The following is a 14,079-nucleotide window of genomic DNA, read 5'->3' as shown; positions in this document are numbered from 1 at the left end:
GTCAAGCCCTCTCGTGAGGCGGTGGGGTGGAGTCGTCGGCCGAGGTGATGTCGGCGACGGTGTCTGGGGTGCCGGTCGGCCGGAGTCCGGCGTCCGCGGCGGGGATGAGGCTCGTGACGGTGTCGATGATGCGGGCGCGGTCCGCCTGCTCGAGGACGCGGAAGGTGCTGTCCGCGATCACCGTCGGGACGGGGCGCCAGCTCAGGCGGATGAGCCCGCCCGGCTCGACGACCCGGTCGATCGTGAGGTTGGTCTGGTCGACGCCGACGATGCTCGTCGCCGGGATGAACGTCGGCCGCTCCCCCGGGACGTCGACGACGACTCCGGCGGCACCGAGTTCGAGCGTGACCCGGGATCGGTAGCGCAGTCCCTGCAACGCCAGCCGTTCGAGCGGCTGGTCGTGCTTCGACGTCGCGACGTAGAGGACCTCGACCGTCAGTGACGGGACCGGCCGCGGGTCGGGGAGCTCCGCGAGGGGACCGACCTGGGCGTCGCGCGCGACGCGGCGTCGCCAGGCGAAGGCCATGAGGGCGAGGATGCCGAGGAGGACGAGGGCGACGAGGACGGCCGCGAGGATCCGCCCGTCCATCAGTGCTCGACCTCCGCGGATCGCGCGGCACGGCGTGCTGCGGCCGCGACCTGCTCCGTCGGGAGCACGGCGCCGTCCAGGACGGTCGCGTAGCCCCGGTGGAAGGTGGCGACGACGCGGCCGGGCAGCTCCAGGCCGAGGTAGGGCGAGTTCACGCCCTTGCCGGCCAGGTCGGCCGTGCCGAACGGACGGGTGGCGGCGGTGTCGTAGAGCACGACCTCCGCCGGAGCACCGGCCTCGATCGAAGCCCCCTGCCCGGTGATCCGTCCGATCCTCGCCGGCGTCGCCGAGAGCACCCGGGCGACGTCGTTCCAGTCCAGGAGCCCGGTCGCGACCATCGACGCGTGCACGACGGAGAGGGCGGACTCGAGGCCCACCATGCCGTTCGCGGCGGCGTCCCACTCGCAGTCCTTGGCCTCGACCGGGTGCGGTGCGTGGTCCGTCGCGACGATGTCGATCGTGCCGTCCGCGAGGGCCTCGCGCAGCGCCTGGACGTCCTCCGCCCGTCGCAGGGGCGGGTTCACCTTGTACCGGGCGTCGTAGCTCGCCACCAGCTCCTCCGTGAGCAGCAGGTGGTGCGGCGTGACCTCGGCCGTGACGGGGATGCCCCGGGCCTTCGCCCAGCGGATGACGTCGACGGAACCGGCCGTCGAGACGTGGCAGATGTGGAGGCGGGAACCCACGTGCTCGGCGAGGAGCACGTCGCGGGCGATGATCGACTCCTCAGCGACAGCCGGCCATCCGGTGAGACCGAGCTCGCCGGAGAGTGCGCCCTCGTTCATTTGCGCACCGACGGTGAGTCGGGGCTCCTGCGCGTGCTGGGCGATCACGCCGTCGAAGGCCTTCACGTACTCCAGCGCGCGACGCATGAGCAGCGGGTCTGACACGCAGAGGCCGTCGTCCGAGAAGACCCGGACCTTGGCGCGTGAGGAGGCCATGGCGCCGAGTTCGGCGAGTCGTTCTCCGGCGAGTCCGACCGTCACGGCACCGATCGGCTGCACCGTGGCGTAGCCGGCGCGCTCACCGAGCGACTGCTCCTGCTCGACGACCCCGGCCGTGTCGGCCACCGGCGAGGTGTTGGCCATCGCGAACACCGCGGTGAAGCCGCCGGCGGCTGCGGCACGCGTGCCGGTGAGCACCGTCTCGCTCTGCTCGAACCCGGGTTCCCGGAGGTGCGTGTGGAGGTCGACGAGCCCGGGCAGCGCGAGGAGGCCGTCCGCGTCGATGACGGTCGCGCCGACGGCGCTCAGCCCGGAGCCGCGTTCCGCGATCCGTCCGTCGCGCAGGAGGAGGTCGGTGCGTGTCCCGTCGGCGAGCGTCGCTCCGGTGATCAGGGTGACGTCGTGGTTCGAAGTGGGCTCAGACACGGGTGGATTCCTCTCGATCGCCGGACAGCAGCAGGTACAACGCGGCCATCCGGACCGACACCCCGTTGGCGACCTGTTCGAGGACGGTCGACCGGGGTGAGTCGGCTGCCCCGGACGAGATCTCCAGACCGCGGTTCATCGGCCCGGGGTGCATGACAATGCTAGCCGGATCGAGGCGGGCGAGCCGCTCGTCGTCGAGCCCCCAGCGCCTGGAATACTCCCGGCTGTTCGGGAAAAAGGCGGCGTGCATGCGTTCGGACTGGATCCGGAGCATCATCAGCACGTCGGGACGCTGGGCGATCGCGTCGTCCAGGTCGTAGCGGACGGTTGCCGGCCAGGGGCCGAGGTCCACCGGAAGCAGTGTCGGCGGGGCGACGAGGGTCACCTCGGCGCCGAGCGTGTCGAGCAGCCAGACGTTCGATCGGGCGACCCGGGAATGCAGGATGTCGCCGACGATCGTCACCGCCACCCCGTCGAGCGCGCGACCGCGGGAACGCTCGCCGTGAAGGCGCTTGCGCATCGTGAACGCGTCCAGGAGGGCCTGCGTCGGGTGCTCGTGCGTCCCGTCCCCCGCGTTCAGGATGCCGGCGTCGATCCAGCCGCTGTCGGCGAGGGTCTGCGGCGCACCGGAGGCGGAGTGTCGGATCACGACGGCGTCGGCGTGCATCGCGGCGAGGGTCTGTGCGGTGTCCTTCAGGCTCTCGCCCTTCGAGACGCTCGACCCCTTCGCGCTGAAGGTGATGACGTCTGCGGACAGCCGTTTGGCGGCAGCCTCGAACGAGATGCGCGTGCGGGTAGAGTCCTCGAAGAAGAGGTTGACGACCGTCTTCCCACGGAGGGTCGGGAGCTTGCGGACCTCACGGAACTGCGTCTCGGCCATGTCCTCCGCGACGTCGAGGATCTCGATCGCCTCGTCGCGGGTGAGGGTCTTCGTCGACAGCAGGTGCCTCATTCGCCGCTCCCCTCGATCGTCACCGAGTCGTCGCCGTCGAACTCCGTGAGCCGGACGAAGATGCGCTCCGCCTGCGAGGAGGGCAGGTTCTTCCCCACGAAGTCGGGGCGGATCGGGAGCTCGCGGTGGCCGCGGTCGACGAGCGCGGCGAGCCGCACGACGCGCGGGCGGCCCAGGTCGGTCAGTGCGTCGAGGGCGGCGCGGATCGTGCGTCCCGAGTACAGGACGTCGTCGACGAGGACGACCGTGCGCCCGTCGATCCCCTGTGGCGGCAGCGTCGTGGGCTGCGGTGCACGGGTCGGGTGCTTCGCCAGGTCGTCGCGGTACATCGTGACGTCGAGTGCACCCGAGACGATGGTCGCGCCCGAGATCGAGGAGATCGTGGCGGCGATCCGCTTCGCGAGGATGACCCCGCGCGTCGGGATGCCGAGGATCACGAGGTCGTCTGCTCCGCGGTTGGACTCGAGGATCTCGTGGGAGATCCGAGTCAACGCCCGCGCGATGTCAGCTTCGTGCAGCACGGTACGTGCGCTCATCGCCGACTCCCTTCTCCGCCTCTCTGGACGGTCTTAAAGGTTGTCTTGGTCAACACCCGAGCCTAGCAGTCGGATCAGGCCTCGTAGAGCTCCAACGGGAGGCCGTCGGGATCGAAGAAGAACAGCATCTTGCGCGAGGTGTGCGGGTCGATCCGGACGTCTTCGACGCGGACACCCAGCTCCACCAGACGGGCGTGGCCGGCGTCGACGTCGTCGACGGCGAAGGCGAGGTGGCGCAGTCCGAGCGCTTCGGGCCCGGATGCGCGCGCCGGCGGGTCCGGGAAGGAGAACAGCTCGATGAGGTACTCACCGTTCAGGGCGAGGTCGCCCATCCAGGAGTCGCGCTCGGCCCGGTACACCTCGGTGAGCAGCTCGCAGCCGAGCACCGAGGTGTAGAAGCGCTTGGAGGCCTCGTAGTCGCTGGCGATGATCGCGATGTGGTGCACGCGCTTCAGCGGCAGGGCCGGGCCGGTCTCGTCGCTCATCGTCACCGCGGGTTGATCTGCGAGATCTTGCCGAGCAGGCCGTTGATGAAGCCGGCCGAGTCGTCGGTCGACAGCGTCTTGGCCGCCTCGACCGCTTCGTCGATGGCGACGCCGTGCGGCACCTCGTCGTTGAACAGGATCTCCCAGATCGCGATGCGCAGGATGGCCCGGTCGACCGTGGGCATCCGCGCGAGCGTCCAGCCCTGCGCGTACGTCTCGATCTGTTCGTCGATCTCCTCGGCATGGTCACCGACGCCGTCGACGATTTCTCTCGCGTACAACCACGAGGCCTGGCGGTCGGGCTCGCTGACGGCGCGAGAGGCTTCCGCGGACAGGACTTCAGCGAGGGTCTGCTGACGGACGTCGGCCTGGTACAGCAGATCGAGGGCGCGCTTGCGCGCCTTGGTACGAGCGCTCACTCGTTGACGCGACCGAGGTAGTCACCCGTGCGGGTGTCGACCTTGACCTTGGTGCCGGTCTCGAGGAAGAGCGGGACCTGGATCTCGTAGCCGGTCTCGACGGTCGCCGGCTTCGTGCCACCGGTCGAGCGGTCGCCCTGGAGCCCGGGTTCCGTGTAGGTGACCTCGAGGATGACCGACGCGGGGAGTTCGACGTACAGCGGGTTGCCGTTGTTGAGCGCGACCGTGACGTCCTGGTTCTCGAGGAGGAAGTTCTTGGTGTCGCCGACGACGACGGCGGGGATGGTGATCTGGTCGTAGTCGCTCTTGTCCATGAAGACGAAGGAGTCGCCGTCCGCGTACAGGTAGGTGAAGTCGCGGCGGTCGACGTTCTCGACGTCGATCTTCGTACCGGCGTTGTACGTCTTGTCGACGACCTTGCCGGTCATGATGTTCTTCATCTTGGTGCGGACGAACGCGCCACCCTTGCCCGGCTTGACGTGCTGGAACTCGATCACCGTCCAGAGCTGCCCGTCGATGTTCAGGACGATGCCGTTCTTGATGTCAGCGGTAGAAGCCATGCGCGAGAATGTCCGTTCGTGGAAAGTGTGCGGCCGGATACGACCCAACGAACGAGTGTAACCGCTGCGAGGACCCGTGACCAACGCGCGCGTGGCGGACCAGGGCGCCTCGCACCTCACTCGGTGCTGCGGCGGACCACGAGGTCGAGGGCGAGGCGGTACGAGTCGAAGCCGAAACCGGCGATCACGCCGGTCGCGACACCGGAGATCACGCTCGTGTGCCGGAACGCCTCTCGGGCGTGCGGATTCGAGAGGTGCACCTCGACGAGCAGGAGACCCGCCTTCGTGACCATGGCCGCCGCGTCGCGGAGCCCGTAGCTGTAATGGGTGAACGCCGCGGGGTTCAGGATCACGGACGAGCGGGAGTCGACGGCCTCGTGGAGCCAGCCGATCAGCTCGCCCTCGTCGTCCGTCTGACGCAGGTCGATCCGCGTCCCGTCGCCCGCGTCGGCCTCGAGCACGGTGCGCAGCGCATCGAGGTCGGCCGAGCCGTAGACATCGGGTTCACGGCTGCCGAGGCGTCCGAGGTTCGGTCCGTTGAGGACGAGCACGGTGGTCATGAGTCGAGGGTATCCGTTCGGGACGAGCGCTCGCGGAGCGCGCCGGCGTCGGTCAGGAGCCGATCTCCTGGTAGGCGGCGAAGAGCAGCGAGGTCTCGGGCCCCTGGAGGACGGTCGGCTTGGCGAGGTCGTCGAGCACGATGAACCGCAACATCGAACCGCGCGTCTTCTTGTCGCGCTGCATCGTCGCGAGCAGGGTGTTCCAGCGGCCCACCGGATAGGCGATCGGCAGGCTGAGGAGCTCCAGGACGCGACGGTGGCGGTCGACGACCTCGTCCGACAGCCGGCCGGCGAGGCGGGACAGCTCGGCGACGTACATCATGCCGATCGCCACCGCGGCACCGTGTCGCCACTGGTACCGCTCGGCGTGCTCGATGGCGTGCCCCAGCGTGTGCCCGTAGTTGAGGATCTCGCGGAGCCCCTGTTCGGTGAAGTCCTCGCTGACGACGTCGGCCTTCATCCGGATCGCGAGCTCGATGCAGCGGCGGAAGGCGGGCGTGTCGGGGTCGGTCGCGGCGTCGACGTCGGCCTCGATGAGGTCGAGGATCTCCGGGTAGCGGATGAACCCGGCCTTCGCCACCTCGGCGAACCCGGCGAGGATCTCGTTCTTCGGGAGGGTGTCGAGCGTGTCGAGATCGCAGACGACGGCGGCCGGGGCGTAGAAGGCGCCGACGAGGTTCTTGCCTTCCGCGGTGTTGATGCCCGTCTTGCCGCCCACGGCCGCGTCGACCATGCCGAGGACCGTCGTGGGGACCTGCACGAGGCGGACGCCTCGCAGCCAGGTGGCGGCGACGAAGCCGGCGAGGTCGGTGACCGCGCCACCGCCGAACCCGATGACCGCGTCGGAGCGCGTGAAGTCGGCCTGCCCGAGGACTCCCCAGCAGAACGCGGCGACCTCGACCCGTTTCCCGGCCTCGGCGTCCGGCACCTCGGCGAGCAGTACCTGGTACCGGTCGCTCAGGGTCTCGCGGAGCTTGGCCGCCTTCTCACCCAGCGTCGCCGGGTGGACGATGAGGACCCGCTGCACGCCGGTCCCGAGGGCGTCGACGAGCACGTCCTCCAGCCCTCTCCCGATCGTGATGGGGTACGGGGAGGATCCCGTCACCTCGATGACGGTCCGCTCGGTCGGGGTGGTCGGTTCGGTGCTCATGCAGGCTCCTTCACCCAGGCGACGAGCTCGTCGACGATGCCTGAGATGGGTCGGTGCGAGGTGTCGAAGGTGACATCCGCGAGTCGTTCGTACACGGGACGCCGGGCGGCGGCGATGCGCGACCACGCGCCGGGGTCGTCGCGGAGCAGTGGACGCTTGTCGAGGTTGGCCCGTGCCAGCACGGCCTCCTCGGTGACCGTCAGCAGCACGACGCGTGCATCGGCGAGCTCACGCTGCGTGTCCTCGTCGAGGACCGCTCCCCCGCCGAGCGACACGATCGCCGGCTGCTCGAGCGCGGCGGCGACCGCCGCCCGCTCCAGGGCGCGGAAGTGAGGCTCGCCGTGTTGCTCGAAGATGCGCGCGATCGCGCCGTGCTCGCCGGACACGACGCTGTCGGTGTCGACGAACGGCAGGCCCAGGCGCTTCGCCAACTGCTTGCCGACCCGGCTCTTCCCCGACCCCATCGGTCCGATGAGGACGACGGGGAGTCGGAGATCGGCGGCCTGCTCAGGCATCGGCGCGGGAGGCGTGGTCGCCTCGCGTGCGCAGGTTCGACGGGATCGCTGCCAGGTATCCGTCGAGGTTGCGCTTCGTCTCGGGGACGGAGTCGCCACCGAACTTCTCGAGCACCGCTTCGGCGAGGACCAGGGCCACCATCGCCTCGGCCACGACACCGGAGGCCGGGACCGCGCAGACGTCCGATCGCTGGTGGTGCGCGGTGGCGGCCTCGCTCGTCGCGACGTCGACGGTGCGGAGCGAGTGTGGGACGGTCGCGATCGGCTTCATACCGGCGCGGACGCGGAGGACGGTACCGGTGGTCATGCCGCCCTCGGTGCCGCCGGCGCGATCGCTCTGTCGGGCGATGCCGTCGCTCTCCTGGACGAGCTCGTCGTGGGCCGCGGAACCGCGACGCGTCGTCGTGAGGAAGCCGTCGCCGACCTCCACACCCTTGATGGCCTGGATGCCCATGAGCGCTGCTGCGAGCCGTGCGTCGAGTCGGCGGTCCCAGTGGACGTAGGAGCCGAGTCCCGGTGGGAGTCCGTAGGCCAGGACCTCGACGATGCCGCCGAGGGTGTCGCCGTCCTTCTTGGCCGCGTCGACCTCGGCGACCATGCGCTCCGAGGTCGCCTTGTCGAAGCAGCGCAGCGGATCGGCGTCGAGTGCGTCGACGTCGGCCGGGACCGGCAGTGGGCTGTCTTCGGGAACGCGCACCGGGCCGATCGACAGCGTGTGGCTGACGAGGGTGATGCCCAGCTCGCCGAGGAAGGAGCGCGCGACGGCACCGAGGGCGACGCGCGCTGCGGTCTCGCGTGCGCTGGCGCGTTCGAGCACGGGACGCGCCTCGTCGAAACCGTACTTCTGCATGCCCGTCAGGTCGGCGTGACCGGGACGCGGACGGGTGAGCGCGGCGCTGCGGCCACGCGACTTGTCGGAGATCTCGGTCGGCTCGGGGCTCATGACCTCGGCCCACTTCGGCCACTCGGTGTTGCCGATGCGGATCGCGATCGGGCTGCCCATGGAGAAGCCGTGGCGGACGCCGCCCGACAGGTTGAGCTCGTCCTCCTCGAACTTCATGCGGGATCCTCGGCCGTAGCCGAGCTTCCGTCGGGCGAGGTCGGCGCGGACGCCGTCCATGGAGATGGGGACGCCGGACGGGAGTCCCTCGAGGACGGCGATGAGTTCCGGGCCGTGAGACTCTCCGGCAGTGAGCCAACGAAGCATGGTCCTATCCTTCCATAGAGCCGGGACGCGACCGTGCGCCTTCGGTCGACGGCCCGGCGGGCGTGCAGGTGGGCGACGGATGCGTCTGGAGCGGTCAGTGCGAGGCGACCGGCGCCCCGGTGTGATCGAGGTGGACCGTGTCGAGCATCGCCCGGAGCACCGTCGTCTCGTCCTCGAGTGGCAGGAGCGGATCGCCGAGGACGAAGATCCGGACCTGGAGCAACGCCTGGTGCACGAGCATCGACAGCCCGCTGAGGACCGACCCGCCGGCCTGCGACCACGCCTCCGCGAGCACACTCGGCCACGGGTCGTACGCGACGTCGAGGAGGAGCGCGCCTGGAGCATGGGACAGGACCGGACCCGGTTCGGTGAGGGCGCCGCCGGGAAGGGTGCTGATCACGAGTGGTGCGTCAGGCGTCTCACCGTCGAGCGGCCCTGAGGTGAACCGCAGCCCCAGCCGGCCGGCGAGGTCCTCGAGTGGTCGCGCCTGGGCCGGTCGTCGGAGCGACACGTGGACGTGCTCGGCACCGAGGTCAGCCGCCGCCATGATCGCCGACGAGGCCGTCGCTCCCCCGCCCAGGACGACCGCGGACGCGATCGTGTCGACTCCGGCCGCCCCGATCGCGCGGACGATGCCGCCGACGTCGGTGTTGAACCCCTCGATCCGACGGGATCCGTCCTCGGCTCGGCGGAGACGCAGCGTGTTGACCGCCCCGGTCTCGGTTGCGGCGCGGTCGGCCACGTCGGCCAGCTCGAGCGCGCGATGCTTCAGGGGCATGGTCAGCGAGAGCCCCCGCCAGTCCGAGCCGAGGTCGTCGAGGAAGGCCGAGAGGCCGGCCGCCTCGAGTTCGTGGCGACCGTAGTCCCAGTCGAGCCCCAGCACCCGGTAGGCGGCCTCGTGCAGTGCCGGGGACTTGGAGTGGGCGATGGGCGCGCCGAGCACGGCGAGCCGCGGCTGCCCGTCCTCGCCGTGACCCGGCCCTGTTCCACTCATGCGCGCCACGCTCCCGCTACTGGTACTCGGGGTGCTCGTCCATCCAGGACAGCCACTTGTCGACCGCGGCCTCGTGCTCCTCCTGGGTGGTGGAGAAGATCGTCTCGCCGGAGTCGAGGTTCCAGGTGACGAAGTAGAGCCACGGTCCGTCGGCCGGGTGCAGCGCGGCGTCGATCGCGAGGTCGCCCGGGTTCGAGATCGGTCGCACGACCATGCCCGGGTGGACGTAGGTGTTGTACGGGTTCGAGGCGTCGGCGCGCTCGGCGTCCGTGGTCGACACCCGGTGGGTGTTGCCCGTCCCGTACGCGACCGTGGCGTCGGACTGCAGCAGACCGCTCTCCCACTGGGCCGGGTCCAGCCGGTTGAGGAAGACCCGCGACACCTTGTAGTAGTCGTCGCGGAGGCCGGCCTCCTTCTGGATGAGCGAGGCCAGGACGATGGTCTTCCAACGATCCTCGGGCTTCACCCCGGCGTCGTCGAGCGCCTGGAACGACCGGTTCACGAGGGTCTGGAGGACCGCGTGCGCATCGCCGCCGTCGGGGAGGCTGTAGGTCGCCGGGAAGAGGAACCCCTCGAGCGAGGTCGCCTCGGCGGGGAGGCCGAAGGACGCGACGTCGGCGGCCGCCGCCTGGAGTTCCTCCAGCGGGATGCCGGTGCCCTCCGCGATCGACGGCAGGGCGTCCTGCTCAGCGGTGCCCTCGGGGATGACGAAGGTGTCCTCCATGCGGTTCGCCTCATCGGTCAGGGCGGCAAGGGCGGATTCGGCGCTCATCTTGAGCTTCAGCTTGTAGGCGCCCGGGAAGAACTCCGGCTGGGTGGGCTGGGCGAGGAGGAGGTCGTAGAAGGCGTCGAACGACTTCGTGACCCCCGCGTCGTGCAGGCTCGTCGCGATGTCCTCGCCGATGTCGCCCTCGTTGACCATGACGACGGCCTCGCCGCTGCCGGCACCCTCGTAGTCGTTCGGTTCCTCCCAGCCGAGGACCTTGCGGATCTGCGGCTCGTAACTCGTCCACACGACCGCGGCGCACGCGACGAGACCCCCGACGACGACGATCGACACGATGAGTGCGATGAGTCCGCGTCGGCCACGTCGGCGCTTCGGCGGTTCCCCGCCGGCCAGCGCACGACGGCGCCCCCGATGGATCGGCTGCGGCCCGCTGTCGTTCGCCGTGTCGTCCTCGGCGAGCAGGTCCTCGAACGCTGGGATGGTCGTGGTCCTGGCCCGGGACGCTGAGGAATCGGTGTCGTCCGACTCGGGCGCACGTGAGGTCGGCCCGCTCAGGGGTGTGTCGCTCGCGGCAGGCTCGCTGACACTGGAGTCGCCCGACGACGCCGTCGTGGGGTCGGCCGACGACGCAGCGGTCGGGGCCGGTTCGGCCGTGTCGCTCGTGGCGTCTTCCTCGACGGGCTCGGACGGCGTCGAGGCCGCTTCCGCGGCCTCACGCTGCTGACGTGCCTCGCGTCGGGACAGTGGCACCGGCTGCTCCCCCGCGGCGTTCCGTTCGGACGTGAAGAGGTCGGCGAGCGGATCGTCTGCTGGGTTGTTCTGAGGTGTCAGATTCGACACAGGCACGTCCTGTTCACGGGTCGACGGGGCTTCCGGGGGGTCGCCCCGAACCGCGTTCGGCGTCGAGGGCGTACTGCAAGAGTATGACGGCCGCCACCTGATCGACAATCGAGCGGGTCTGCTTCTGTCGTTTCCCAGCGGAGCGCAAGGCGCTGTGGGCGGTCACCGTCGTCAGGCGCTCGTCGACGAGACGGGCCGGGACACCGGTGATCGATCTGAGCCGGGCCGCGAACTCCCGGGCGTCCTGCGTGGACGCCGTGTCCTTCCCCGACAGGGCGATCGGGAGACCGACGACGAGCTCCACCGCGCCGAGTTCTTCGGCGATGACCGCGATCGCCCGGATGTCGGCATCGCCCCCGAGGTCCCTTGGGACCGTCTCCACCGGCGTGGCCAACAGGCCGTCGGGATCGCTTCTCGCGACCCCGACCCTGGCCTTCCCGACATCGATCCCGAGTCGGACTCCGCGGCGGAACTCGTCCGTCACGTCAGGCGATCTCGCGTGCGATCGCCGCGAGGGCGTCGCCGAGCGCGGTGGCGTCGACGCCGCCACCCTGTGCGAGATCGTCCTTCCCGCCACCGTTGCCGCCGAGGACACCGGCAGCGACCCGGACGAGGACGCCTGCCTTGAGCCCGGCGTCGCGGGCACCCTGGTTCGTCGCGACGACGATCGCGGGCTTCCCGCCGACGACCGCGCCCAGGGCGACGACCGCCGGGCTCGCGCCGAGCTGCTCGCGGAGCTGCGTGACGAGCGTCCTGACGTCGTTCGGTGACCCGAGCTCGCCCAGGTGCTCGGCGACGAGCGACACCGGGCCGACGTGGTGAGCGGTCTGCGCCAGTGCCGGGAGGCGTTCGCTCAGCCCACGGGCTTCGAACGCGGCGATCTTCTTCTCTGCGGCCTTGAGGTTCGCGACGAGTTCGGCGATGCGGTCGGGCAGCTGCTCCTTCGGCGTCTTGAGGCTGCCGGAGAGCTGTGAGACGAGCGCGCGCTCGGCGGCGAGGTCGCGGAAGGCCTCGAGTCCGACGAGCGACTCCACCCGACGGTTCGTCGAGCCGACGGACGACTCGCTGACGAGGTTGATCAACCCGATCTCGGCGCTGGAGCTGACGTGGGTGCCCGCACACAGCTCACGCGACCACGGTCCGCCGATGTCGACGACGCGGACGGTCTCGCCGTACTTCTCACCGAACAGCGCCATGGCGCCGAGCGCCTTCGCGTCGTCGAGCGCCATCTCGCGGGTGCTCACCTGCAGGTTGTCGCGGATGGCGTTGTTGGAGATCTCTTCGATCTCCGACTTCGTCGCCGGTGACAGCGGCTGGTTCCAGGTGAAGTCGAGCCGGAGATAGCCGGCCTTGTTCGACGAACCGGACTGGTGGGCGCTGTCGCCCAACACCTGCCGGAGGGCGGCGTGGATGATGTGCGTGCCGGAGTGCGCCTGCTGCGCGCCGCGGCGGTAGCTCGCGTCGACGATGGTCGTCGCCGGTGCGTCCACGCCGACCTCGCCCTGGCTCACCTGCACCTTGTGGGCGATGAGACCCTTGACCGGCTTCTGGACGTCGAGCACCTCGAGCTCGTATCCGGGACCGACGATGACGCCCTGGTCGGCCTCCTGCCCGCCGGACTCCGCGTACAGCGAGGTCTCCGCCAGGATCACCTCGGCGATGTCACCGGCGACCGCGCGCTGCACCGGGTGGCCGCCCACGATGATGCCGAGGATGCGGCTCTCGGTCTCGAGCTCGGTGTAGCCAGTGAACACGGTCTCGCCCTTGGCGCGGATCTCGCTGTAGACCGAGAGGTCGGCGAGGACACTCTTCTTCGCCTTCGCGTCGGCCTTCGCCCGCTGGCGCTGGGCGGTCATGAGCGAATCGAACGCGTCGCGGTCGACGGAGAGGCCTGCCTCCTCCGCGATCTCGAGGGTCAGGTCGATGGGGAACCCGTAGGTGTCGTGCAGGAGGAACGCGGAGTCGCCGGCGAGGGCCGTCCGGCCCGTGCCCTTGGTCTGCTCGAGCGCGAGGTCGAGGATGGTCGTGCCGCTGGCCAGCGTCCGGAGGAAGGTCTCCTCCTCGGCGTAGGCGCTCTGCGAGATCCGGCCGAAGTCGGTCTCGACCTCGGGGTAGGCCGCCTTCATGGCGTCGCGCGACGCGGAGAACAGCTCGGGGAACGTCGCGGTGTCGACGCCGAGGAGGCGCATCGCACGGACGGTCCGTCGCATGAGGCGGCGGAGGATGTACCCGCGTCCCTCGTTCGACGGGGTGATGCCGTCGCTCATGAGCATGAGCGAGGAACGCACGTGGTCGGCGATGACGCGCATCCGGACGTCGTCGTCGTGGTCGGCGCCGTACCGACGGCCGCTCAACTCGGCGGCGCGATCGAGGACCGGGCGCACCTGGTCGATCTCGTACATGTTCTCGACGCCCTGCTTGAGGAAGGCGACCCGCTCGAGCCCCATGCCGGTGTCGATGTTCTTCTTCGGGAGTTCGCCGACGATGTCGAAGTCGACCTTGCCGCGGACGTTCTCGATCAGGTACTGCATGAACACGAGGTTCCAGATCTCGACGTACCGGTCGTCGTCGGTCGCCGGGCCGCCGTCGGCTCCGTACGCGGGACCGCGGTCGAAGAAGATCTCCGAGCACGGGCCGGCCGGTCCGGGCTGACCCGTCGACCAGTAGTTCGTGTCCTTGTCGAGCCGCTGGATGCGGTGCTCGGGGAGCCCCGCGACGCGCTTCCAGAGGTCGATCGCCTCGTCGTCGTCCTTGTACACGGTGACCCAGAGGTCCTTCTCGTCGAAGGCGAGGCCGCCGCTCGACTCACTGCCGGTCAGGAGCTCCCACGCGTAGGTGATCGCCCCCTCCTTGAAGTAGTCGCCGAAGGAGAAGTTGCCGTTCATCTGGAAGAAGGTGCCGTGCCGGGGCGTCTTGCCCACCTCTTCGATGTCGTTGGTGCGGATGCACTTCTGGACGCTCGTGGCGCGATCGAACGGCGCAGGGACGACGCCGGTGAGGTACGGCACGAACGGCACCATGCCGGCGACCGTGAAGAGGAGCGAGGGGTCGTCGCTGACGAGGGAGGCGGAGGGGACGACGGTGTGCCCCCGATCGCCGAAGAAGGTGAGCCAGCGGGAGCGGATGTCAGCGGTGTCCATGGTGTCCGTACGTCAGGGGTGTGCGTGTCGATGTTCGT

Annotated in this window: 14 protein-coding genes and 1 pseudogene; all 15 read right to left on the bottom strand. The window is 69.9% G+C overall.

Going from position 1 to position 14,079, the window contains the following annotated elements:
- Position 1 precedes the first annotated feature (1 nt).
- The gene (locus tag GV015_RS13175; RefSeq protein ID WP_124769343.1) at positions 2–589 is read right to left on the bottom strand and encodes a hypothetical protein; all 588 of its coding nucleotides are present in this window, start codon (positions 587–589) and stop codon (positions 2–4) included.
- Positions 589–1,956 carry a dihydroorotase gene (locus tag GV015_RS13170; protein ID WP_191941107.1) on the bottom strand — a complete coding sequence of 456 codons (1,368 nt, stop codon included), beginning with the start codon at positions 1,954–1,956 and terminating at the stop codon, positions 589–591. Before GV015_RS13170 ends, GV015_RS13175 begins: the two co-directional genes overlap by 1 nt.
- On the bottom strand, positions 1,949–2,908 hold the full coding sequence (locus tag GV015_RS13165; RefSeq protein ID WP_071260160.1) for an aspartate carbamoyltransferase catalytic subunit: 960 nt from the start codon (positions 2,906–2,908) through the stop codon (positions 1,949–1,951). The genes GV015_RS13170 and GV015_RS13165 overlap by 8 nt, the downstream gene beginning before the upstream one ends.
- Positions 2,905–3,450: pseudogene (gene pyrR, locus GV015_RS13160) on the bottom strand (bifunctional pyr operon transcriptional regulator/uracil phosphoribosyltransferase PyrR); the annotation flags it as partial. The pseudogene pyrR and the gene GV015_RS13165, both read right to left, overlap by 4 nt.
- A 68-nt stretch (positions 3,451–3,518) precedes the next feature.
- Positions 3,519–3,929, bottom strand: a complete 411-nt coding sequence (locus GV015_RS13155) for a VOC family protein (RefSeq protein WP_159880285.1) — start codon at positions 3,927–3,929, stop codon at positions 3,519–3,521.
- A gap of 2 nt (positions 3,930–3,931) precedes the next feature.
- Positions 3,932–4,348 (bottom strand): transcription antitermination factor NusB, encoded by a 417-nt coding sequence (gene nusB / locus GV015_RS13150; RefSeq protein WP_064293834.1) that lies wholly within the window; start codon positions 4,346–4,348, stop codon positions 3,932–3,934.
- Positions 4,345–4,908, bottom strand: coding sequence for an elongation factor P (gene efp / locus GV015_RS13145; RefSeq protein WP_056005785.1), 564 nt, complete (start codon positions 4,906–4,908; stop codon positions 4,345–4,347). Before efp ends, nusB begins: the two co-directional genes overlap by 4 nt.
- A 116-nt stretch (positions 4,909–5,024) precedes the next feature.
- Positions 5,025–5,468: a type II 3-dehydroquinate dehydratase gene (locus GV015_RS13140; RefSeq protein WP_159878795.1), complete on the bottom strand. Its 444-nt coding sequence runs from the start codon at positions 5,466–5,468 to the stop codon at positions 5,025–5,027.
- A 52-nt stretch (positions 5,469–5,520) separates the two neighbouring features.
- Complete coding sequence (aroB, locus tag GV015_RS13135; RefSeq protein ID WP_079705926.1) at positions 5,521–6,618, bottom strand: 3-dehydroquinate synthase; 1,098 nt, start codon at positions 6,616–6,618, stop codon at positions 5,521–5,523.
- On the bottom strand, positions 6,615–7,133 hold the full coding sequence (locus tag GV015_RS13130; protein WP_079705925.1) for a shikimate kinase: 519 nt from the start codon (positions 7,131–7,133) through the stop codon (positions 6,615–6,617). The genes aroB and GV015_RS13130 overlap by 4 nt, the downstream gene beginning before the upstream one ends.
- Positions 7,126–8,340, bottom strand: coding sequence for a chorismate synthase (aroC, locus tag GV015_RS13125; RefSeq protein WP_159878793.1), 1,215 nt, complete (start codon positions 8,338–8,340; stop codon positions 7,126–7,128). The genes GV015_RS13130 and aroC overlap by 8 nt, the downstream gene beginning before the upstream one ends.
- 94 nt (positions 8,341–8,434) lie before the next feature.
- A complete protein-coding gene (locus tag GV015_RS13120) occupies positions 8,435–9,334 on the bottom strand; it encodes a shikimate dehydrogenase (RefSeq protein WP_159878791.1) in 900 nt (299 codons plus the stop codon).
- 16 nt (positions 9,335–9,350) lie between these two features.
- Entirely contained in the window at positions 9,351–10,901 is a 1,551-nt protein-coding gene (gene mltG / locus GV015_RS13115) for an endolytic transglycosylase MltG (RefSeq protein WP_236555458.1), read from the bottom strand.
- 13 nt (positions 10,902–10,914) lie between these two features.
- A complete protein-coding gene (gene ruvX / locus GV015_RS13110; RefSeq protein WP_079705923.1) occupies positions 10,915–11,385 on the bottom strand; it encodes a Holliday junction resolvase RuvX in 471 nt (156 codons plus the stop codon).
- 1 nt (position 11,386) lies between these two features.
- Positions 11,387–14,041, bottom strand: a complete 2,655-nt coding sequence (gene alaS, locus GV015_RS13105; protein WP_159878789.1) for an alanine--tRNA ligase — start codon at positions 14,039–14,041, stop codon at positions 11,387–11,389.
- Positions 14,042–14,079 lie beyond the last annotated feature (38 nt).

The sequence above is a fragment of the Plantibacter sp. T3 genome, assembly GCF_902506515.1.
In the GTDB taxonomy this organism is placed as follows: domain Bacteria; phylum Actinomycetota; class Actinomycetes; order Actinomycetales; family Microbacteriaceae; genus Plantibacter; species Plantibacter auratus.
Note: the sequence above shows the minus strand (reverse complement) of the source record. Positions and strands in the feature narration are given on the sequence as shown.

Excerpts from the sequence above, each read along its gene's own strand:
- GV015_RS13175 (WP_124769343.1), bottom strand. The coding sequence starts at position 589 with ATGGACGGGCGGATCCTCGCGGCCGTCCTCGTCGCCCTCGTCCTCCTC.
- GV015_RS13165 (WP_071260160.1), bottom strand. The coding sequence starts at position 2,908 with ATGAGGCACCTGCTGTCGACGAAGACCCTCACCCGCGACGAGGCGATC.
- GV015_RS13155 (WP_159880285.1), bottom strand. The coding sequence starts at position 3,929 with ATGAGCGACGAGACCGGCCCGGCCCTGCCGCTGAAGCGCGTGCACCAC.
- efp (WP_056005785.1), bottom strand. The coding sequence starts at position 4,908 with ATGGCTTCTACCGCTGACATCAAGAACGGCATCGTCCTGAACATCGAC.
- GV015_RS13140 (WP_159878795.1), bottom strand. The coding sequence starts at position 5,468 with ATGACCACCGTGCTCGTCCTCAACGGACCGAACCTCGGACGCCTCGGC.
- aroB (WP_079705926.1), bottom strand. The coding sequence starts at position 6,618 with ATGAGCACCGAACCGACCACCCCGACCGAGCGGACCGTCATCGAGGTG.
- GV015_RS13130 (WP_079705925.1), bottom strand. The coding sequence starts at position 7,133 with ATGCCTGAGCAGGCCGCCGATCTCCGACTCCCCGTCGTCCTCATCGGA.
- aroC (WP_159878793.1), bottom strand. The coding sequence starts at position 8,340 with ATGCTTCGTTGGCTCACTGCCGGAGAGTCTCACGGCCCGGAACTCATC.
- GV015_RS13120 (WP_159878791.1), bottom strand. The coding sequence starts at position 9,334 with ATGAGTGGAACAGGGCCGGGTCACGGCGAGGACGGGCAGCCGCGGCTC.
- alaS (WP_159878789.1), bottom strand. The coding sequence starts at position 14,041 with ATGGACACCGCTGACATCCGCTCCCGCTGGCTCACCTTCTTCGGCGAT.